This window comes from Arthrobacter pascens (assembly GCF_017052465.1).
Taxonomy (GTDB): domain Bacteria; phylum Actinomycetota; class Actinomycetes; order Actinomycetales; family Micrococcaceae; genus Arthrobacter; species Arthrobacter pascens.
On record NZ_JAFHKT010000146.1, the window covers coordinates 53755 to 74231 of the forward strand.

Sequence of the window (20477 nt, forward strand, 5' to 3'; positions counted from 1 at the left end):
CGGGGTTAGCCGGCGAAAGGTGAGGGAGCGTCCGGGGTTAGCCGGTGTTGCGCAGGCCTGCCGCGACGCCGTTGACCGTGATCAGCATGGCGCGCTGGAGCCGGTCGTCGATCTCGGCGCCGGAGATGCTCTTGCCCTCCGCCGCCTCGGTGCGCACACGGCGGAGGAGCTCCACCTGCAGGTAGCTGATCGGGTCGAGGTACTGGTCGCGGATTTCCAGCGAGCGCTTCAGCGTCGGCTGGGCGTCCAGGAGCACGTGCTCGCCGGTGAGGTTCTGGATCTCCGTAACGGTCAGCTCGTACTCCTCCCGGATGGCGTGGAAGAGGTGGTGGAGCTCCTTGGGGACCAGGGTGTCCACGTAGTAGCCCGCGATGTCCAGGTCCGTCTTGGCCAGGGTCATCTCCACGTTGGAGAGCACCGAACGGAAGAAGTTCCAGCGGTCCATCATCTCCACGAGCTGGGCGGAGTGACCCGCCTCGCGGGCGGCCCTCAGGCCGGATCCCACGCCGAACCAGCCCGGCACGATCTGGCGCGACTGCGTCCAGCCAAACACCCACGGGATGGCGCGCAGCCCGCCCAGGCCGGCGCCGGAGTCCGGGCGCTTGGAGGGCCGGGAGCCGATGTTCAGCGAACCCAGCTGCTCCACGGGAGTGGACGCCATGAAGTAGGCGGGCAGGTCAGGGTGGTCGATGAGGCTGCGGTAACGGGCGAACGCGGCGTCGGAGATGGTCTCCATGACGTCTCCATAGCGCTCCCGCTGGTCATCGGAATTGCGGGGGGTGCGGTGCAGGGCCGACCCCTGCATCACGGCGGCCAGGGAAAGCTCCAGGTTCTCGCGGGCCAGCTCCGGCAGCGAGTACTTGTCCGAGATGACCTCGCCCTGTTCGGTGAACTTAATTTCACCCTCGAGGACGCCGTGCGGCTGGGCCATGATGGCGTCGTAGGTGGGTCCGCCGCCGCGTCCGACGGATCCGCCGCGGCCGTGGAACAGCCGGACGCGGACGCCGTGCTTGGCGGCGATGTCACGTAGCTTCTGCTGGGTCTTGTGGATCTCCCACTGGCTGGTGATCACGCCGGACTCCTTGTTTGAGTCCGAGTAGCCGAGCATGACTTCCTGGATGTCGCCCCGCAGCCGGACCAGCTCCCGGTAGGAGGAATCGGACAGCAGCTGGTCCACGATCTCCGCGGAGGCACGCAGTTCCTCAACGGTTTCGAGCAGCGGCGCGAAGCCGATCTTCGCATACGGGGCCTCTCCGAAGAGGCTGACCAGGCCGGCTTCGCGGGCCAGGACGGCCGCGGCCAGGACGTCGTCGGCGCCGCGGGTCATGGAGATGATGTATGTCTCGATGACGTCGGGACCGTACGTGCGCAGGGCGCGCCGGATCTCGCGGAAGACGTCGTACGTGCCGTCAGCGACGCCGTCGAGCTTGATCGGGTGGCCGGACAGCGGACGGCGCGAGGCCAGTTCGGCGCTCAGCACTTCGAGCCGCTGTTCGCGCGTCAGTTCGGCGTACTGGATGCCGGGTCCGCCCAGGCGGTCCATGAGCTGCCCGACGGCGTCATGGTGGTGGTCGGCATGCTCGCGGATGTCCAGCGTGGCCAGGTGCAGGCCGAAGGAGGCGATGGCGCGCCGGACGCGGGCCAGCGCACCGTCGGCCACGAGGGACGCCGAGTGGTTGCGCAGCGAGAGTTCGAGCACTTCCAGCTCGCCGATGAGTTCCTCGGTGGAGGTGTAATCGCGGCCGGGCTGGTGGGGCGAGCCGGATGACACCCGCTTGCCCGTGTTGATGAGCTTGGCCTTGATGCAGGTGAGCTTGAGCCGGTAGGGCTCCTGGGCGTTGAGTTCGAGGATGCGCCGGTCCAGGCCGGGCAGCTTGGCCAGGTCCGCGTCGATCGAATCGAGCAGCGTCTGGTCCGCACCGGCGAGGGCCGTGGAGTTGGACAGGACGGAGATGAGCTCGTCGATCAGGGCGATGCTGATCCGCACCGCGTTCTGGTTCTGCAGCTGCAGGATCTCGCGGGTCACGGCCGCGGTCACGTTGGGGTTGCCGTCACGGTCGCCGCCGATCCACGAACCGAACTTGATCGGGGCCTTGTGCGCGGGAAGCGTGACGCCGTGCTCGCCCAGGAGCCCGGACAGGTCCGTGAGCATCTCGGGGAGCGCGTCGGTAAGGATGCTGTTGAGGTAGTAGATGGCGTTGCGCGCCTCATCCACCGGAGTGGGCCGGACCTGGCGGAGCTCGTCCGTCTGCCACATCTGGTCGATCATTTCGGACAGCTGGCGGTCCTGCCGGCGCCGGGCCGTGGTGCCTTCCCCGGTGGGCTCGGCCAGCACATCGGAGAGCTTGCGGATCTTGTCCAGCACGGAGCGCCGCGAGGCCTCGGTGGGGTGTGCGGTGAAGACGGGACGCACGTCCAGTTCGTTCACGACTTCCTGGAGCACCGCCGGGCCTGCCTGGCCGGCAATATCGGCGACCGCCTTGGCCAGCCATCCGTCCTTTTCCTGCCGCGTGCGCAGGCCGCGGACCCGGTGGACCTGTTCGGCGGCGTTGGCGAGGTGGAAGTAGAACGCAAAGGCGCGGACCAGGTCGGTGGCCTGTTCAAGCGGCAGCGAGGCGAGGAGCTCACGGACCTGGGCAACGACGTCGTGCGCGCTCCACGGACCGGTGGCATCCGCGCCGCCGCGGGCGGCTTCCTTCGACTCCTTGGTCAGCAGGCGCACCTGCTCCACGAGATCCAGGAGTTCGGGGCCGTGCTGGCGGACCAGCGATTCGCCCAGCAGGGTGGAAACGCGGCGCACGTCCGCACGGAGTTCGGCGGCGAGATCTGTTTCGGAATTCATTGCAGTGTCAGCCATGGAAACTATCTTTCGAGGGTTCGGACTTGGCTCGTACACTGCGCTGGATACTGTGAGCCGGCTTACTTGTTCCTATGGCATGTTACCCGCAGCACGCCGGGGCCGGGAATATGTCTCAGATGCTGTTACCGCCTTGAACCGCGTGTCCGGGCCCGGTATGGGGCCCTCCCTCCGGTCCTCCAGCCGCTCTCCAGCACGGAATCCAGGGGGCGGAATGAAGTATCTTTGCCAGGGGTTGTACAGGCAGCCGTCTACCTGGAGGAACCATGAGCACAGCACCCGATGCCCAGCTGCAGCGCTGGCAGCGCTTCCGCAACAACCGCAATGCCGCTCTCGCCGCAGAGCACGGCTGGCTCACGCTCACGTCGTTCCAGTGGCTGGAAAGCCAGCCCTCCGCCGTCGACCTCGTCCCCGGCCTGTGGTCAACCGACGGCACGACGGCGGCACTTGCCGCCGGGGCGGCCGACGGGCTCACGCTCGTGGAGACCGGCGACCCGGTGGATGGGACCATTACGGCCCAGCTCGCCGATGAGGAGTCACTGATGTGGGTCCAGTTCGGCGGCCCTGACGGCCGCCAGGTGGTGGTGGAGCTGGCCATGCGTGCCGGCAAGTACGCCATCCGCACGCGGGATTCGCAGTCTCCCGTGTTCACCGAGTTCGACGGCGTGCCCACCTTTGATTACCGCCCGGACTTCGTGGTTGAGGCACGGTTTGAGGCGTTTGCCGAGCCGGAGGACGTTCCCATTGCGACGGCAAACCCGCTGGTGGACGGCGTGCACAGGAGCGTCGGCGAGCTGGTGTTCCGGCTCCCGGGAAAGGACCACGAATACCGGCTCCATGCCGAGGAAGAGAAGCTCGGTGCCCTGACTGTCACATTCCACGACGAGACCAACGGGGACAGCACGGATGAGTGGCGGAAAGTCTCCACGGCCCGGCCCCGGCCCGACGGAACCGTGGTTCTGGACTTCAACCGCGCCATCAACTACCCCAGCGCCTTCACCCCCTACGGCACCTGCCCGATGCCCGTGAAGAACAACAGCCTCGACGCCAGGATCGAAGCCGGCGAAAAACAGCCCAACCCCTGAGCGCGAACGGGCAGGTAATGCCCTCAAACCTGGGTTTTGCGGGCGTTTGCTGCCAGTTCGCGCTTCGAACCGCGGGGGAGGGTTAGACGATCGCGGACACCCCGGTGACGGCGCGGCCCACGATGAGGGTGTTGATTTCGTACGAGCCCTCGTAGGTGTAGATCGCCTCGGCGTCGGCGAAGATTTTGGCCATCCGGAAGTCCGTGACGATCCCGTTGCCGCCGAGCAGAGACCTGCCCATGGCCACCGTTTCCCGCATCCTCGCCGATGTATATGATTTGGCCAAGGCCACCTGGGCCATGTCCGCAGCGTCACGGTCCTGCAGCTGGGCGATCCGCACCATCATGCCCATGCTCGCCACGGCGTTGCCCAGCATCGAGACGAGCTGCTGCTGAATGAGCTGGAACTTTGCCAGCGGCCGTCCGAACTGCCGCCGTTCGACGGCGTACTGCCGGGCGACGTCGAAGGCCGCCAGCTGCTGCCCCACGGCCTGCCACGCCACCATGATGCGCGAGCCGCGGAGCAGTTTGTTCGTGTCCTCGAAGCTGCTGACCGTCGCAAACCGGTCCGCCTCGCGCACACGGACGTCATCAAAAACAATGTCGGCGTTCTGGACGGTCCGCAGCGCAATCTTGTTTTCGATCCGGCTGCGGGTCACTCCCGGCAGGGAGGCATCCACGATGAACCCGCGGACCGCGCCGTCGGCCTCGTCGCGCGCCCACACCAGCATGTAGTCGCAGAACGTCCCGTTGCCGATCCAGCGTTTGGCACCGTTCAGCACCCAGCAGTCCCCGCCGTCGTCGTCGGCTGCTCCGCTATGGCTCGATATCCGGCGGGCACGGGTTTCCATGCCGCCGGCAACGTCGGAGCCGTGCTCGGGTTCGGTCAGCGCGAAGGCGCCTGTGGTGCGCAGGTTGGAGGCGTCGTCGAGCAGCCGGCCCCGCTGGTCATCCGAACCGAATTCGTAGAGCGCTTCGACGAAGAGGTCGTGGTGGACCAGGAAAAACGTGGCGATCGACGTGTCCACGCGGGTTATTTCGGCGATCACCAGTCCGGCGAAGAGGTGGCTGTAGCCGCGCTGGGCCGGTGTGCTCAGCTCCAGGGCCGCGAGCTTCGGAAGGATGTGCGCGGGGAACTCGGCCCTGTTCCACCACTCCCCCGCGTACGGGGCGACCTCCGCAGCCAGGAAGTCCCGCAGCTCGTGGAGTTTCCGCTGTTCAGCGACGCTGAGCATCGACTCGTAGTCGAAGAAGTCGGCAGTGGGCAGGGCCTCCACCCCGGTGGCCTGGGTCATTTCGGGCCCATCCGGATGGCACCGTCGAGGCGGATGGTTTCGCCGTTCAGCATCGCGTTGTCCACGATGTGCGCCGCGAGATTGGCGTACTCGGCGGGCCGCCCCAGGCGGGACGGATGGGGCACCTGCCTGCCGAGGGAATCCTGGGCCTCGGGTGGGAGGCCGGCCATCATGGGTGTCTCGAAAATGCCGGGCGCGATGGTGACCACACGGATCAGCGAACGGGCCAGCTCCCGCGCCAGCGGCAGGGTCATGGCCGCAACGGCGCCCTTCGAGGCGGCATAGGCCGGCTGGCCAATCTGGCCGTCGAACGCGGCAACGGAGGCCGTGTTGATGATGACGCCGCGCTCTTCCCCGCCCAGTTCGGTGGCCGCGGGCTCCGTGGCCGCCATGGCGGCGGCGGCCAGGCGGATCACGTTGAACGTGCCCACCAGGTTGACCTGGATGACGCGGTTGAAGGTCTCCAGCGGCAGGACGCCGTCGCGGCCCAGCACCTTGCCGGGGGTGGCGATGCCGGCGCAGTTGACCACGATCCGCAGCGGACCCAGCGCCGTTGCTGCATCGACGGCGGCCTGCACCCCGTGCTCGCTGGTGACGTCCGTGGGAACGAAAACCGCAGTGTTCGCGGGGCCGGTTTCCGAGCCGGCCAGTGGGCTGGCCGCCGCACCGGAGTTCAGCTCATCGGCGAAAGCCGCCCCGGCCGACGAGCCGAGGTCCGCGAGCACCACCGAGGCTCCGGCGTCGAACAGCCGCCGGGCAGTGGCAGCGCCCAGTCCGGACGCCCCGCCCGTCACCAGCGCCACAGAACCCTTGATGTCCATACATCCTCCTTGATGCGGAAACCGGCAACCGGCGCGAACATTAGTTAGTGAATGTTAACTGAAAGCCGGGTCGCGCGCACCCTTCCCGCTATTCGCTAGGCTGGCGGGATGACCCAGCCCGACGCGTCAGCGCCCCCCGAGGACCTGCCCCACTCCGGGAACCAGGGGACTCCTTGGAACCCGGGGACCGCGGAGCCCCCAGGATCCCCGGCGACCCCGGCCACCCCGGCAGACTGGGCCGCCCGCGCCACCGAGGCCGCCCGGTCGGTCACCCGGGGGTTCGGCCAGCGGCTCTTTCTCCTGCCCGGGACCCACATCGGCGCGATTTCCCGCCCCTCGGGCCGCTTCATCAGCCTGATCGGTCCGTGGCATTACTGGTGGCAGGCCCACTACGTCGATTGCCTCGTGGATACCGGCCGCCGTGAACTGGGGACCGCGAACCAGCCCCCGGCCCGGTTCGACGGCGAACACCGCCCCAGCGCCGGCCTGCTCGCCTCCCGCCTGGTCACCGGCATCCGGCTGCGCAATTTCCTGACCTTCGTCAACAGCTATTACGACGACATGGCCTGGCTGGCCCTGTCCACCCTCCGGCTTGAAAACCTGGCGGACGAAAGCCAACGGCCAAGCCGCCGCCGCAGTGCGCGCATCCGCAGGAGCCTCACGCTCCAGTTCGACTCGGCCTCCACGGACGACCTGGGCGGCGGAACGTTCTGGAGCACGAAACGGGACTTCAAGAACACTCCGGCGACGGCCCCGGTGGCGCTCTACTACGCCCGCACAGGGAACCCGGCAAGGGCCCAGGCGCTGCTGGACTGGCTCGACGCCAAGCTCTTCGACGCCGGCCGCGGGCTCTACCTGGACGGGCTCCGGATCGGTCCGACCGGCGAGACCACTCTCGAGAACGCCATCTACACCTACAACCAGGGCCCGGTCCTCGGCGCCCTCCTGGAGCTCGGCGGCACCCGGAACCTGGAGCGCGCCGCTGCGGTGGTGGATGCGGTGTCGCGGCACCTGACGCTGGCCGGCGGCCTCACCCCAGAGGGCAGTGACGGAACCAGCACTGCAGGAACCAGCACTGTCGGAGCCGGCAGCGCCGGCGGCGTTGGGACCGGCGCCGTCCTCCGCTGCGACGGAACGGGCGACGGCGGGCTCTTCACCGGAATCCTCACTCGCTACCTTGCCCAGGCCGCACAGGACGGACGCCTGCCCGGGGCCACGCGCGCCGCTGCCGCCCGGATGGTCATCGACACCGCCGCAGCCCTATGGGCGGGCCGCAGGGAAGTGGCCCCCGGTGAAGCCCTGGCCAGGCACGGCGGGGCAGGCCGCCTGATTTTTTCCTACCATCCACAGAAACCGGCCGCTGAAACCTATCCGTCGGGCGCCGCCGTCGAACTCTCCACCCAACTGCAGGCGTGGATGGTGCTGGAAGCCGCAGCGGCCGTGGCAGCCGGCCCGCCGGCCACCACCCCGTAGGCAGCCGGCAGGGCCGCCACTGAATTACGTCATGCAACACTTCCGTAATTGATGTGATACTGGTCACTTAAAGTGCCGGATGCGTTGCCCGTTAGGTATGGCTAACCTACAGTTTTCGACGTGAGCATCGCCTAACTTCCCCTGCTCACAGGACCCCGGTCCGACTGACGTTTTCAGAAAGAAGCCCCCATGAAGATCCGCAAGAACGCACTGGCCGGCATCGCACTCGCCGCCACCGCAGCACTGGGACTGGCTGCCTGCGGCGGCTCCCCCGCCCCCGCCGGAAGCGCCTCCCCAGAGGCGACAAACGGCGAGATCACGGTCTACAACGCCCAGCACGAGAGCCTCACCAAGGAATGGGCGGACGCGTTCACCGCGGAAACCGGCATCAAGGTCACGCTTCGCCAAGGCTCGGACACCGAGATGTCCAACCAGATTGTGCAGGAGGGGGCAGCCTCCCCCGCAGATGTTTTCCTGACCGAGAACTCCCCCGCAATGGCGCAGGTGGAGAACGCCGGCCTGTTCGCTGACGTCAACAAGGACACCATCGCACAGGTTCCCGCCGAATTCCGCCCGACCACGGGCAAGTGGACGGGCATCGCGGCCCGCTCCACGGTCCTCGTCTATGACAAAGCCAAGCTGACAGCCGACAAGCTGCCCAAGTCCATGCTGGATCTGGCCAAGCCGGAGTGGAAGGGCAAGTGGGCCGCATCCCCCAGCGGCGCCGACTTCCAGGCCATTGTCTCTGCCCTGCTCGAGCTCAAGGGCGAAGCGGCAACCGAAGCGTGGCTCAAGGGCATGAAGGAAAACTTCACGGCCTACAAGGGCAACAGCACCGCCATGAAGGCCGTCAACGCCGGCGAGGTCGACGCCGCCCTCATCTACCACTACTACTACTACGGCGACCAGGCGAAGACCGGCGAGAACTCCAAGAACGTCACGCCGTACTACTTCAAGAAGCAGGATCCGGGCGCCTTCGTTTCCGTTTCCGGCGGCGGCGTGCTGAAGTCCTCCAAGAACGCTGACAAGGCCCAGGCCTTCCTCAAGTTCATCACCGGCAAGAAGGGGCAGGAAGTGCTGCAGAAGGGCACCTCCTTCGAGTACGCCATCGCCTCCGGCGTCCCGGCCAATGAAAAGCTGGTTCCGGTCAAGGAACTCCAGGCTCCGGCAGTGGACCCGGCCAAGCTGAACTCCGCAAAGGTCACCGAGCTGATGACCAAGGCAGGACTGCTGTAATTCTGTGACCACGCAGGCATCGGCACCGGAGGTTTCCGGACGCACGACGACGGCGGGCCGGGGCAAGCGCCCCCGCCCGCCTTTCGGCGTTTCTGCGGTCGCCGTCCTGGCGGTGCTGATCGCCCTGTTTTCGCTCGTCCCGCTCGGCTACGTCGTCTTCATGACCGTGGCGACCGGCTGGGAGACAGCCGCGGCGCTGATTTTCCGCGAGCGGGTGGGGGAACTGCTCCTTAATACGGTGCTGCTCACGGTGTTCACGGTGCCGCTGTGCCTGGTCCTCGGTGTCGGCGGAGCCTGGCTCGTGGAGCGTACGACGCTGCCGGGGCACAAAGTCTGGGCCGTGCTCCTGGCCGCGCCGCTGGCCATCCCCGCCTTCGTGAACAGCTACGCCTGGGTGTCGGCCGTTCCGTCCCTGCAGGGCCTGTTCTCCGGCGTGCTGATCGCCACGCTCTCGTATTTTCCGCTCGTGTACATCCCCGCCGCGGCAACACTGGGCCGTCTGGATCCGGCCATCGAACAGTCCGCCGCGTCCCTGGGGCTGGGCGCCTGGCGGGCGTTTTTCCGCGTTGTCCTGCCGCAGCTGCGGATCGCCATGACCGGCGGCGCCCTCCTGGTGGCTTTGCACCTGCTGGCCGAATACGGCGCGTTCGCCATGATCCGCTTCGACACCTTCACCACGGCCATCATGGTGCAGTACCAGTCCACCTTCAACGGCACGGCCGGAAACATGCTGGCCAGCGTGCTGGTGTTTTTCTGCCTCCTCCTGCTGCTGGCCGAGGTCCGGAGCCGGGGCACCGCCCGCTACGCAAAAGTGGGTTCGGGCGCCCAGGCCAAGGCACTCCGGCTGCCCCTGCACGCCTATCAGATGCCCGCGCAGCTGTTCCTTGCGGCGCTCACCGCGCTGGCGTTCGGGCTTCCGCTGGCCTTCGTGCTGCGGTGGATCATGGCTGGCGGTGCGGAGATCTGGGCGGCTGACGAGCTCGTCCCCGCACTCCTGCAGACCCTCGGCTACGGGCTGGGCGGCGCCCTGGTGACCACGGTGGTGGCCTTCCCCATGGCCTACCTGGCCGTGCGCCACCCCGGCTGGTTCAGCAAGGCCCTGGAGCTGTCCAACTACATCACCAGCTCCATGCCGGGAATTGTGGTGGGCCTCGCGTTCGTGACCGTCAGCATCCGGCTGGTGCCTGAGATGTACCAGACGGCGGGCGTGCTGATCGCCGCCTATGTGCTGCTGTTCCTCCCCCGGGCGCTGGTGAACATCCGGGCCGGGCTGGCCCAGGCACCCAAGGAACTGGACGAGGCAGCCCAGGCGCTGGGAACGCCGCCGCTGCTGGCCTTCATCCGTGTCACGCTGCGGCTGACGGCCCCGGCAGCCGCCGGCGGGGCCGCCCTGGTGTTCCTGGCCATCGTCAACGAGCTCACCGCAACGCTGCTCCTCTCCCCCAACGGCACCCGCACGCTCGCCACGGAATTCTGGACCAAGAGCAGCGAAATCGACTATGCCGGCGCGGCGCCCTACGCACTGCTGATGATCGTCATCTCAGCACCCATGACGTATTTGCTCTTCCAGCAGTCCAAGAAAGTAGCGGGACAGTGACCGAACAATCGCCTTCCAGGGTTCCGGAACCGCGGATCTCGCCGTCCGTGGCTCCCACCACCAACAGCCATCTGGTGATCGAGGACGTCACCAAGGACTTCGGTTCGCAGGCAGTCCTCAAGGGCGTCAATCTGTCGGTGGCCAGGGGCGGCACCACCGCGATCGTGGGACCGTCCGGTTCCGGCAAGACCACGCTGCTGCGCCTGATCGCCGGGTTCGAGCATCCCGGCACCGGCAGCATTTTGCTGAACGGGTCCCCTGTTGCCGGCGACGGTGTGTGGAAACCTGCGCACAAGCGGCACGTCGGGTATGTGGCCCAGGACGGTGCCCTGTTCCCGCACCTGACGGTGGGGCAGAACATCGCTTTTGGGCTGAGCGCCTCAAAGCTCGACGGCGGGCGGCGGGCTGTTGCGGCCAAGGTTGCCGAACTGCTGGAGATGGTGTCCCTGGACACGGCCATGGCCAAGCGGCGGCCGCACCAGCTGTCCGGCGGCCAGCAGCAGCGGGTGGCCCTGGCACGCGCCCTGGCCCGTGAGCCCGAACTCATGCTGCTGGACGAGCCGTTTTCCGCCCTCGACGCCGGGCTCCGGGTGGCCACGCGCCGCGCCGTGGCGAAAGTGCTGAATGAGGCCGGCGTGACCACGATCCTCGTAACGCATGACCAGGCGGAGGCCCTGTCCTTCGCCGACCAGGTGGCCGTGATGCGCGGCGGCAAGCTCGCGCAGATTGGCAATCCGTTTGTGGTCTATACGCGCCCGGCCGACCGGGCCACCGCCGAATTCCTGGGCGACGCCGTCATCCTCGACGCATGGATGGAAGGCTCGCTGGCCACGTGTTCGCTGGGCGGCATCCCCGTGCGCCGTCCTCCGGCCCAGGGCCGCGTGCAGCTGATGCTGCGTCCCGAGCAGATCCGCATTGCCGAGGACGGGAACATCCGCGGCGTGGTGGTGGACACTGACTACTTCGGGCCCGAAACCACCGTACGGCTGAAGCTGGCCGTGCCCCCGAAGCTCGCAGGAGCCATGCCGGACCACCGTTACCCGGGGGGCGGGGAAGTGATCACCATCCGGCACTGGAACGCCTCCATCGCCCAGCCGGGCATGGAACTCTGCCTGCGCGTCGTGGGCGAGGCAGTCGCATTTCCGGTCAACGGCGACGGACCGTCCACTTAGCCGGCGGTGGCCAGCGGTGTGTACTTGAACGACTTCAGGGTTGCGCTGCCGCCTGCCGTGGCGGCGGCGACGGTGTGCTGGCCCTCCCGCGGGAAGACCAGCGAGGTCAGGGTCTGCTCGCCGCCGTTGACGAAGACCTCGACGGAGGAATAGTCCACGAACACGGTCAGCTCCACAGTCCCCCGGCCGGGTGCCGATCCGCCGCGCGGCGGACTGGAGGCTGACCGGCGGTCGGTGAAAACGGAGCCGAGCGACTCGACTCCCGGGACCACGGCGGAGCGCGTCACGAACGCGTTCCCGTCCTCGAAGTCGTAGCCGACCGTGGCGAACTCCGCCGAGCCGCTCCCGAACCGGAGCTGGGCTTCGGACGCGTCGTCGTCCGGACCTCTTTCGAGGGTCACATCCAGCCGGTACGCCCCGCTTCCGGGCACCGGAAGCTCCCCCGCGCCGTCTTCCGTGACGCGCCGGCCGGTGACGGTCTCGGCGGCACCTTCCAGAACCGACAAGGCCTTGCTGGGACTGGACACCAGGGTTGGCTTGCCGCGGACTGTCTTGAGGCGGATGTCCCGCACTATCGAATCGGCGCCGCCCTGCCAGTCAGCGGTGGGCAGATCGCGCGCGTAGGCCCAGTTGTTCATCCAGCCGATGGCATGGCGGGACGCCATCCGCTGGCCCTCCGGAAGCCGGGGATCATCCCAGGTGACGGCCGCGTAGAAGTCCGATCCGGCGTCGAGCCACTGGTGCCGATCGTCAGCAGGCGTGAAAGTGGTCCCGTCCCAGTTCCCCGTCCAGTAGGCCACGCCGGTGGTCCGGCCCTCCTCGGAGCCGTTGGCGCTCGCGGCGAGGACCCAGGTGCGCTTGGCGGGATCGCCGTCGACGTCCAGCTGGAACAGGTCCGGGCATTCGAGGATTCCCAGCCCCCGGCGCTCAAAGGCCGAGACATACCGCCAGTCCTTGAGATCGCGCGAGGTGTAAAAACCGATCTTCTCCCCTTCTGCCAGGGCCATGACCCACTGCCCGTTGGCGGTATCGCGGATGATCTTCGGATCCCGCCAGTGCTGTGCTCCGGGGTTGTCCATGACGGGATTCCGCTCGTAAGGCTTGAAGCTGAAGCCCTTGTCCGTCGAGTAGAACAGGGATTGCCTCTGCACGCCCTTGTCCTGCTGCGTCATCACGGCGATGACGGCGTCCTTGCCGAAGCCCGCGGTGTTGTCGGTGTCCACGACCGCGCTGCCGGTTTCAATGTCTCCCAGGCCGTTTTTGAATTTCTCGATGGCCACCCCCTCGTCTTTCCAGTGCACCAGGTCGGTGCTGGTGACGTGGAACCACTCCGTGCCGTTCCCCTCCGGATGGTCGGGATTGTAGAGGTAGTAGTAATGCCAGACGCCGTCCAGCAGGAACGGCCGCTGCGGGTCGTTCATCCATTCCTTCTCCGGCGTGAGGTGGTAGGCCGGCCGGAACTGCGACGCCCCCTCGGGACGGCCGAAGTTGGGCCCGGCCGGCGCCGGCGTCGTTTCCCGCGGCGCGCCGCCGTCTGGTCCGCTCCCCACTGCTATCGCCGCGGCCACGGCCAGCACGGCAGCGAGGACGGCAGCCACCGCGATCCAGCTGGCGCGGGGGCCGAGTTTTCGTAGGGAGTAACGCTGCATGTCCGCCGATCGTCGGAGAATGGTGAAGCGCCGGCAGGGCCCCGTGGCTGCTGCCGGCGCTCACTGGCCAGATTCAATTTTACCGCTGCCGCGTCCCCGGGGATTCCGGGAACGCTGTCACTGGCCTCGTCTCCCTGATTCAGAGGTTGTTACTTGTGGACGTTCGTGGGCAGGTAACCGAACGGGCCAAGGCCATTGAGACCGTAGGTCCGGTCGACTTCCGACACACCGTTGCGGAAGTTGATCTTCACGGTCGGTGAGAGGCTTCCGCCCCGGCGTCCGTCCACGTTGTCGATGAACGACTGCACCAGGCCCTTGGGCTGCACGTAGTGCGAGTAGGCCTGGAACTGGCGGCCGTTCTGGCCCTCAGTCGGCGCTTCCGGCTGTTCCGAAGGCAGGTTCAGGTCCGTCGGGGATCCCAGGACCAGGCCGCTGTTGTTCATCGGCTGGTAGTCGGAGCGGATGCCGTCGCCCACGAAGCCGTAGACGCCGTCGGGACCGCGCATGCCGGCTGCATAGGTGAACTGGTGGCTGATGGTGAACAGGTAGTACTTGGTGTCGCCGTTTTCCTCCTGGATGAAGATCTGCGGGCGCTCGGTCTGGTCGTTGACGCAGTTCGCGGACAGGATCGGCGGCAGGAAGTGCCACCTGGTGAGCGCGGCGTTGTCCGCCACAGCCAGTCCCACGTTGGCGGTCTGGTTGTAGGCGCCTGCGTTGTTCACCTGGGCCACGGTTTCGGCGTACGGGTCTCCGGCGCGGTAGCCAAGATCCTCGGCCTTGCAGCGGTAGTCACCCTTCTTGCCGCCCGTGTTGCCCTCGAAGACCATGAAGGTCTTGCCCGGATGGGCCGGGTCCTCGAACGTGAACGGGTCGCGGAAGGCGAAGCCCGGGTTCTGCTCCTTGGTCTGGTACATCACGCCGTCGGGCTCGAGCAGCTTCGTGTGCTGGAAGTTGGCAAAGCGAACGCCCGTGCTGTCCGCGCTGATGTTGCCCAAGGCCGTGGCGATGGCAGCGTCAGGAGGTGCGCCTCCGCCGCCGCGGTTACGTGCATCCCTGTCGGTGAAGGTGGTTGCCGTGTAGAACACCTGGACCCGGTTGCGGGCCACCAGCCTGGTGGAGCCGGACCATTCCGTGTTGCCGATTGACTGTCCGTCAGGGAAAAGGTGACCGCCGTAGATCCACGGGTCGTTGAACGGGTCAGCACTGGTCTTGCGGTAGAAGTAGCCGATGCGGGCATTCCAGTGGCGCTGGTCGAAGTTGTAGCCGGCATTCCGGTCAGCGACGAGTGAGAAGATGACGTCCCAGCCTTTGTAGCTCAACTGGTTGGCTTCCGCGTCAGTCAGCGACCAGGTGTCCCATACCCAGACCTTGTCGTTCATTTCCGGGAAGTCCCGCGGAATCTCGGGCATGGTCACGGCCGGGCTCATGGAGTTTTCGCCGGTTTCCACGTTGGCGTCGCTTTGGGCCATGATCTGCCGCGCGTCGGCACGGGTCCACTTCGCGGTGAACTTGTCCTCAGGCTCGTGCGCCTCCTGGGAGTGCGGGGTGGGGAAGGCAAATCCGGGTGTGGGTGGCGGAAGTACTTCGCTGGACGGCGGATCAGCCTGGATGTTCGCGCTGGCGGCCGGGGCGCCGAGCAGCGTGGCAAAAAGCAGTGACAGTGTGGTCCCAAAGACCGTTAGAAGCCGGAAACGCCTGTTTCCGGGCAGGGTGGAACTCGCTGAGGGCATGATGGTTCCTCAAAAGGTGCAGCAATAAGAGAACGTCCGGCGTCTGATTCGCCGGCGTGATCCCGTGCGTCAGCCTGCACCGCTGGGCGCAAAGCGCAGGCCATTCTGCCGGGGATGTCGTTTTCAATCTGGTCCGCGATGACCAGGATCCGAGAGTCGGCTGGCCGAAGAGCATCCGGCGGCGCGACAATTTAGGTCTAGCAGTCCGCCTCTGGAGAGGTCAAGGGTTAATTGCTTGGCCTGCCGGACGCTTCTTCTGCGGGTAGGGCGTCTCGCCGCGGGCCAGCATCTCCACGAAACCGGCGATCTTCCGTGCCCGTGTGGAGGCCTGCTTGACCGAGTTGGTGCGGTAAATCAGGGCGAAGCGGTTGACCGAGCTGAGGACGTCAAACATGGCCTGCGCCTCGGGAACCGCAGCAATGGCAGCCGCGAGGTCCTCTGGCACTTCGGCTGTGGCCGGGCCTGAATATGCCGCCTCCCAGCGGCCGTCCGCTTTGGCGGCGTCGACGGCGGCCCGGCCGGCGTCAGCCATCCTGCCGGCGGCCTCGAGCTTTTCGATGCGGTCCACGTTCCGTGCCGACCAGACACTCTTGGGCCCCCGGCGCGTCATCCGCTGGAAGGAACTCTCGTCGTCGCGCTTTCTTGCCTGGCCGTCGATCCAGCCGAAGCACAGGGCCTCCTGCAAGGCGGCTTCGTAGTCCAGTTCAGTGGTGTTGCCACCCTTCTTGTGGAGCACCAGCCACACTCCCGGACTGGTGGCATGGTGCTGTTCCAGCCAGGTGCGCCATTCGGCGGCATCCCTCACCAGAAGTTCCTCGAGTTCAGTGGCCATGGCACCATTCTGCTCCACGGGACTCCTTATTCAAGGCGTGGCATTATGGCCATGTCACCAACAATTCTTCGTCAGCCTTCACCCGGGAGATCCAATGCTGCGTGTCCGCCCCATCCATTTCACCTCACGCCTGGAACAGTGGGAGCGGCTCCTCACCGACCTGGGAATGATCAAAACCCTTCACGACGACACATGGCGGGAATTCGACGCCGCGTCTGGCAGGCTTGCGCTCCAGCATGTCCCCGCCGGCGCTGAGAACGACGGCACCTCGTCGTTCGGCGTCGAGGTGGGCGACCTGGAGGAGTTCGCCCGCCGCACCAATCTGGCCGGCCTGGAGTCCGGAAGCACCCCGGCCCAGCTGATACCGGCGGATATCGGCGACTCCTGCAGAATCACGGGCCGGGACGGTTTCAGCTTCCTGGCGGACAAGGCCGCCCACTTCGCACAGTGCGCCGACGCGGATCTGGGGCTGTCGGTCGTCGCGGTCTGGTTCACCGAAGACACCACCGCGGCGGCCGAGACGCTCCGGAGCATCGGCGCCCGGCCCCGCCCGGTGCCGGATGACGACGAAACCGCTGACTTCACCGCAAAAAACGGCGGCGTGCTCATGGTGCGTCCCGGAAACGGTACCGCCCGGTCCGGACTGGGCTTCGAGTACACCGGCGACCTCTCCGCGCTGCGGGACCGGCTGGCCGCCGCGGGCCACCAGGTCAGCATGACGGAAGAGGCTTTCGGGCGGACGCTGCACGTGGCCAACCCCGATTTGGCGGGCGCTGGCGGTCCGGCGCTCTGGGTTTCCGCCCGGCACTGACTCCGCTCAGAGCGGAGATCCCACGCGTCGGCGGCCGGATGCACGGTGATGGGGTAGAACTTAACCATGAACGTGCGCACCCCCGATCCCAATCCCGGCTGGCTCTCCGACGAGGACCTCTTCGAGGCCCGTGGACGGCTCCCCATGGTTTACGTCGAGGCCGTGCCGGTCCGGCTCGACCCGCTGGGGTTCGTGAACGAGGTGGGCACGCTCCTGCAGGCGGATGCCGACGGCACCATGGTCCGTTCCCTCGTGTCCGGACGGGTGCTCTACCGCGAAACCATCCGCGCCGCGCTCCTGCGCCACATGGAAAAGGATCTCGGCCCGCTCGCTTTCCCGCAGCTGCCCATCAGCCCGGTGCCCTTCACGGTGGCCGAGTATTTCCCCGCGCCGTCACAGACAGGCTTCACCGACGACCGCCAGCACGCCGTCTCGCTGGCCTACATCATCCCCGTCACGGGCGAATGCGATCCGCGCCAGGACGCCTTGGAACTGACCTGGATGACTCCGCAGGAAGTACTGAGCGAAGACGTGCAGCTGGAGTTCAGCGGCGGCCGCGGGGCACTCGTGCGCCAGGCCCTGGCGTTCGCCGGCGTCGGCGGCTGACGGGCCCTGAGGCCGCCGCCTCCCGGACTTCGCACTGCCTCCTTAGTAGACTGTTGGGCGGACCGCAAGAGAACTTAAGGACTCCCGATGAACCACGTACCAGCTGCCCAGACCTACCGCGAACAGCAGGCGGGGTCTCTGCAGACGGGCGACCACCTTCTTTTGCCGGACGGCCTCAGGTCGGCCGAAGTCCACTCCGTGGAGATTGAGAACGACGACTTCGGCGCCCCCGCCATCGTGCTCGCAACCCTGACCGGGGGCGGCATGCTGCGGATTGCCGCCGGTTCCTCCGTCCGGATCGAGGCAGCGGGGTCCGCCCCGGAAGATGACGCGGTTGAGGACATGCCGGACCTGCGTGGCGCCGCCACGCCGGACGGAACCCGTCCGGACACCGCCCAGGATGCCGACGCCGCTGCCCCGCTTCAGGTGGTCGGGAACCACGGCGGGGCGGCCGCGCGGCCCCCGGCGCCTGCCGCCGTCGTCGTTCCTCCCCTGCCGGCCTCAACGCCCGCGGTTGTCGGGCCGAGCGCAGAGGACCTGGACCTCATTCCGGAGCCTTCCGGTACTCCGGAATCCGTGGTCGAGACCGTGGCGGAGGCGCATCCGGATTCCGTCGGTGTACTGCTGCTGGCCGACAAGCTGGTCAAGGGCATCAACACGAAGTCCGGCAGCTGCCTGAAGGACCTCAGCGACCTCGCCCACGAACTGTTCGTCATGCTCAAGGACGCGGACGGCGCGCTCGCCGTGGCGGACCTCCTGAACGTGCTGCCCTTCGACGGAAACCCGGGCCGCTGGTCATCCGTGGAGGCATCGCTCGCACTTTCCACGTACATCTGCCGCCAGACCGGCCAGAAGGAGCGAGCGGCCGTCTACGAGAAGCTGCTCCGGGCGCCCGACAACCAGGAGACGGACCCGTTCAAGGCCCGTATGCAGGCGAGGGTGCGCCAGCGGTCCCTGAACGAGCCCAACCTGTACGACAAAGAGATTTTCCGGTCCATGGACAACTCCAACGCCGAGGCCGAGCGCGAGTGGCGCCTGCTGCGCCTGGAGTCGCTGCTCTTCCTGCGTGCACATGGCGGATCGCAGACCATCAGCGCGGGCGAGCTGGAACGGCGGATCGCGAACGAACTCGAGTCGGTCCGCGGATAGGGGCGCGGCGGCCGGCAAAGGCAGGGTGTTGATTGCGGTTTTGCTCTAGCCGCGGCTGTGCCGAAGTTGTAAATTCGGGCCATGACGAACAATCTGAGCGTTGTGATCAACTCCGACGCGCCGCAGGTTTGGACGATGCTGCGTGAACCCGCCAAAGTTGCCCAATGGCACGGCTGGCAGGCCGACGACCTGGCAGCGGAAGTCAACGAGATCTACTTCAACAGCACGGTGGTCGAGAGCCCTGACCACACCTCGCTGACAGTCGACGGCGGCGACGTGTTCACGCTGAAGCCTGTGCCCACCGGGACCGAGGTCAGCGTGACCCGGGCAGCGATGGACCACAACTCTGAGTGGGCGGCCTGGGACGAGGACATCACCCAGGGCTGGCTCACATTCCTCCAGCAGCTCAGGTTTGCGCTGGAGCGGCATCCGCATGGAAAGCGTCACACCATGTTCTTCTCGGTTCCTGGAAGCGGGGGCTCAGCCATCGAGAAACTCGGGCTCCAGGAGGTGCCGAAACGCGGCGAGGACTATTCCCTGACCCTGGGCACGGGCGAGGAGATCTCCGGCAAGGTCTGGTACAAATCGAACCACCAGGTCGGGCTGACCGTGCACAGTTACGCCGAGCACGGCGATGGCCTGCTGATCGTGGCGGACCAGCCCGTCATTCCCGAGGTCAGGCCCGACGGCGGGTCAATGGTGATCATCTCGACCTACGATTTGGGCGCCCACAGCCTGGAGACAATCCGCACCCTGTGGGACGACTGGCGCTCTGAGAACTACCCCACATCGGAGCCCATCCACTGAGACTCCGATCGCTGAGCTGGCACACTTGAACCGTGCCAGCCAATCCTGAACAAGTGCCGCCCGCCCGCCAGTCGGAGTTTTCCTTCCGCGTCGGCAAGCGGCTCACTGAAACGTGCCGCCCCTCCGCTGAGCAGAACGCCGCCAATGGTGGCGAGTTCCTGGGCCGGACCGGCACCATCACGACGCCCCACGGCGAGATCCAGACGCCGGCCTTCATCGCAGTCGGAACCAAGGCGACCGTGAAGTCCGTGCTCCCCGAGTCCATGGCCGAACTCGGGGCCCAGGCACTCCTGGCCAACGCCTACCACCTGTACCTGCAGCCGGGGCCGGACGTCCTGGACGAGGCCGGCGGGCTGGGAGCCTTTATGAACTGGTCCGGCCCTACCTTCACCGATTCCGGCGGCTTCCAGGTGATGAGCCTGGGCTCGGGCTTCAAGAAGGTCATCGACATGAAATCCGTGGACCAATCCGGCCCCGACGACGCCGTGGCCGCCGGCAAAGAGCGGCTGGCCCACGTGGACGACGACGGCGTGTGGTTCAAGAGCCACCTCAACGGGGACCGCCACCGCTTCTCGCCCGAAATCTCGATGCAGGTCCAGCACCAGATCGGGGCGGACATCATGTTCGCCTTCGACGAGCTCACCACACTGCAGAACTCCCGCGGCTACCAGGTGGAATCCCTGGAGCGGACGCGGCTGTGGGCGGTGCGCTGCCTTGACAAACACTTCCGGCTGACCAACTCCCGGGCGGGTAAGCCGTACCAGGCCCTGTTCGGCGTGATCCAGGGTGCCCAGTACGAGGACCTGCGCAGGAAGGCCTGCCGGGACCTGGGTGCCATGGCCTTCGACGGGTACGGGATCGGCGGGGCGCTGGAAAAAGAGAACCTCGGCACGATTGTGCGCTGGTGCAACGAGGAACTTCCGGAGAACAAGCCGCGGCACCTGCTGGGGATTTCCGAGCCGGACGACATCTTCACGGCCATCGAAAACGGCGCCGACACCTTCGACTGTGTCTCCCCCACACGGGTGGCGCGGAACTCCGCGTTCTACACCCCCGATGGACGGTTCAACCTGTCCGGCGCCAAGTACAAGCGCGACTTCGGTCCCCTGCAGGAGGGCTGCGACTGCTACGCCTGCCTGAACTACTCCCGCGCCTACATCCACCACCTCTTCAAGGCGAAGGAGATGCTGTCCGCCACGCTCATCTCCATCCACAACGAGCGGTTTGTGGTGAAGATGGTCGACGACGCCCGGCTCGCCATCGAGGACGGCTCCTTCTTCGACTTCAAGGCCGAGACCCTGCGCCGGTACTACGCCTAGGCCCCGGAGCCACGGCGCCCGTCGAAATCGCCGGACACG

The 20477-nt window shown here is 66.9% G+C and carries 16 protein-coding genes; 10 read left to right on the forward strand and 6 right to left on the reverse strand.

The annotated features are described in order from the left end of the window. Positions 1-37: 37 nt before the first annotated feature. Complete coding sequence (gene ppc, locus JYA52_RS16010; RefSeq protein WP_205654158.1) at positions 38-2857, reverse strand: phosphoenolpyruvate carboxylase; 2820 nt, start codon at positions 2855-2857, stop codon at positions 38-40. Positions 2858-3123: 266 nt separating this feature from the next. On the opposite strand from ppc, the gene JYA52_RS16015 reads away from it, so the two are divergent. Beyond that, entirely contained in the window at positions 3124-3942 is an 819-nt protein-coding gene (locus JYA52_RS16015) for a DUF1684 domain-containing protein (RefSeq protein WP_205654159.1), read from the forward strand. 82 nt (positions 3943-4024) lie between these two features. Here the strand turns inward: JYA52_RS16015 and JYA52_RS16020 are convergent, their stop codons facing one another. Together JYA52_RS16020 and JYA52_RS16025 are read right to left on the reverse strand one after the other, a co-directional pair. Then, the gene (locus JYA52_RS16020; RefSeq protein WP_205654160.1) at positions 4025-5236 is read right to left on the reverse strand and encodes an acyl-CoA dehydrogenase family protein; all 1212 of its coding nucleotides are present in this window, start codon (positions 5234-5236) and stop codon (positions 4025-4027) included. Beyond that, complete coding sequence (locus JYA52_RS16025) at positions 5233-6057, reverse strand: SDR family NAD(P)-dependent oxidoreductase (protein WP_205654161.1); 825 nt, start codon at positions 6055-6057, stop codon at positions 5233-5235. Before JYA52_RS16025 ends, JYA52_RS16020 begins: the two co-directional genes overlap by 4 nt. Positions 6058-6165: 108 nt before the next feature. Between JYA52_RS16025 and JYA52_RS16030 the strand changes: the two genes are divergently transcribed. From JYA52_RS16030 to JYA52_RS16045, 4 genes are all read left to right on the forward strand, one after another. Then, positions 6166-7530: a glycoside hydrolase family 76 protein gene (locus JYA52_RS16030; protein ID WP_205654162.1), complete on the forward strand. Its 1365-nt coding sequence runs from the start codon at positions 6166-6168 to the stop codon at positions 7528-7530. Positions 7531-7719: 189 nt separating this feature from the next. Next, complete coding sequence (locus tag JYA52_RS16035; protein ID WP_205654163.1) at positions 7720-8766, forward strand: iron ABC transporter substrate-binding protein; 1047 nt, start codon at positions 7720-7722, stop codon at positions 8764-8766. Positions 8767-8770: 4 nt separating this feature from the next. Further along, positions 8771-10363, forward strand: coding sequence for an ABC transporter permease (locus JYA52_RS16040; RefSeq protein ID WP_205654164.1), 1593 nt, complete (start codon positions 8771-8773; stop codon positions 10361-10363). Further along, complete coding sequence (locus JYA52_RS16045) at positions 10360-11535, forward strand: ABC transporter ATP-binding protein (protein ID WP_205654165.1); 1176 nt, start codon at positions 10360-10362, stop codon at positions 11533-11535. Before JYA52_RS16040 ends, JYA52_RS16045 begins: the two co-directional genes overlap by 4 nt. On the opposite strand, the gene JYA52_RS16050 is transcribed toward JYA52_RS16045, so the two are convergent. The 3 genes from JYA52_RS16050 to JYA52_RS16060 all read right to left on the reverse strand — a co-directional run bounded on the left by JYA52_RS16050 (position 11532) and on the right by JYA52_RS16060 (position 15746). Continuing rightward, positions 11532-13184 carry a glycoside hydrolase family 32 protein gene (locus JYA52_RS16050; protein ID WP_205654166.1) on the reverse strand — a complete coding sequence of 551 codons (1653 nt, stop codon included), beginning with the start codon at positions 13182-13184 and terminating at the stop codon, positions 11532-11534. The two genes, JYA52_RS16045 and JYA52_RS16050, sit on opposite strands and share 4 nt — an antisense overlap. A 149-nt stretch (positions 13185-13333) precedes the next feature. Then, the gene (locus tag JYA52_RS16055; RefSeq protein ID WP_205654167.1) at positions 13334-14914 is read right to left on the reverse strand and encodes a glycoside hydrolase family 68 protein; all 1581 of its coding nucleotides are present in this window, start codon (positions 14912-14914) and stop codon (positions 13334-13336) included. Between the two features lie 220 nt (positions 14915-15134). Further along, positions 15135-15746, reverse strand: a complete 612-nt coding sequence (locus tag JYA52_RS16060) for a YdeI/OmpD-associated family protein (protein WP_205654168.1) — start codon at positions 15744-15746, stop codon at positions 15135-15137. A 94-nt stretch (positions 15747-15840) separates the two neighbouring features. Here JYA52_RS16060 and JYA52_RS16065 point away from each other — a divergent pair, with 94 nt between their 5' ends. The 5 genes from JYA52_RS16065 (at position 15841) to tgt (ending at position 20438) form a co-directional block, all read left to right on the forward strand. Next, on the forward strand, positions 15841-16557 hold the full coding sequence (locus JYA52_RS16065) for a VOC family protein (protein ID WP_205654169.1): 717 nt from the start codon (positions 15841-15843) through the stop codon (positions 16555-16557). Positions 16558-16623: 66 nt separating this feature from the next. Next, on the forward strand, positions 16624-17163 hold the full coding sequence (locus JYA52_RS16070; RefSeq protein WP_205654170.1) for an NUDIX hydrolase family protein: 540 nt from the start codon (positions 16624-16626) through the stop codon (positions 17161-17163). An 87-nt stretch (positions 17164-17250) separates the two neighbouring features. Then, entirely contained in the window at positions 17251-18312 is a 1062-nt protein-coding gene (locus JYA52_RS16075; RefSeq protein ID WP_205654171.1) for a DUF6707 family protein, read from the forward strand. A gap of 81 nt (positions 18313-18393) precedes the next feature. Further along, entirely contained in the window at positions 18394-19119 is a 726-nt protein-coding gene (locus tag JYA52_RS16080; protein ID WP_205654172.1) for an SRPBCC family protein, read from the forward strand. Between the two features lie 32 nt (positions 19120-19151). Further along, positions 19152-20438 carry a tRNA guanosine(34) transglycosylase Tgt gene (gene tgt, locus JYA52_RS16085; RefSeq protein WP_205654173.1) on the forward strand — a complete coding sequence of 429 codons (1287 nt, stop codon included), beginning with the start codon at positions 19152-19154 and terminating at the stop codon, positions 20436-20438. The last annotated feature ends 39 nt before the right edge of the window (positions 20439-20477 follow it).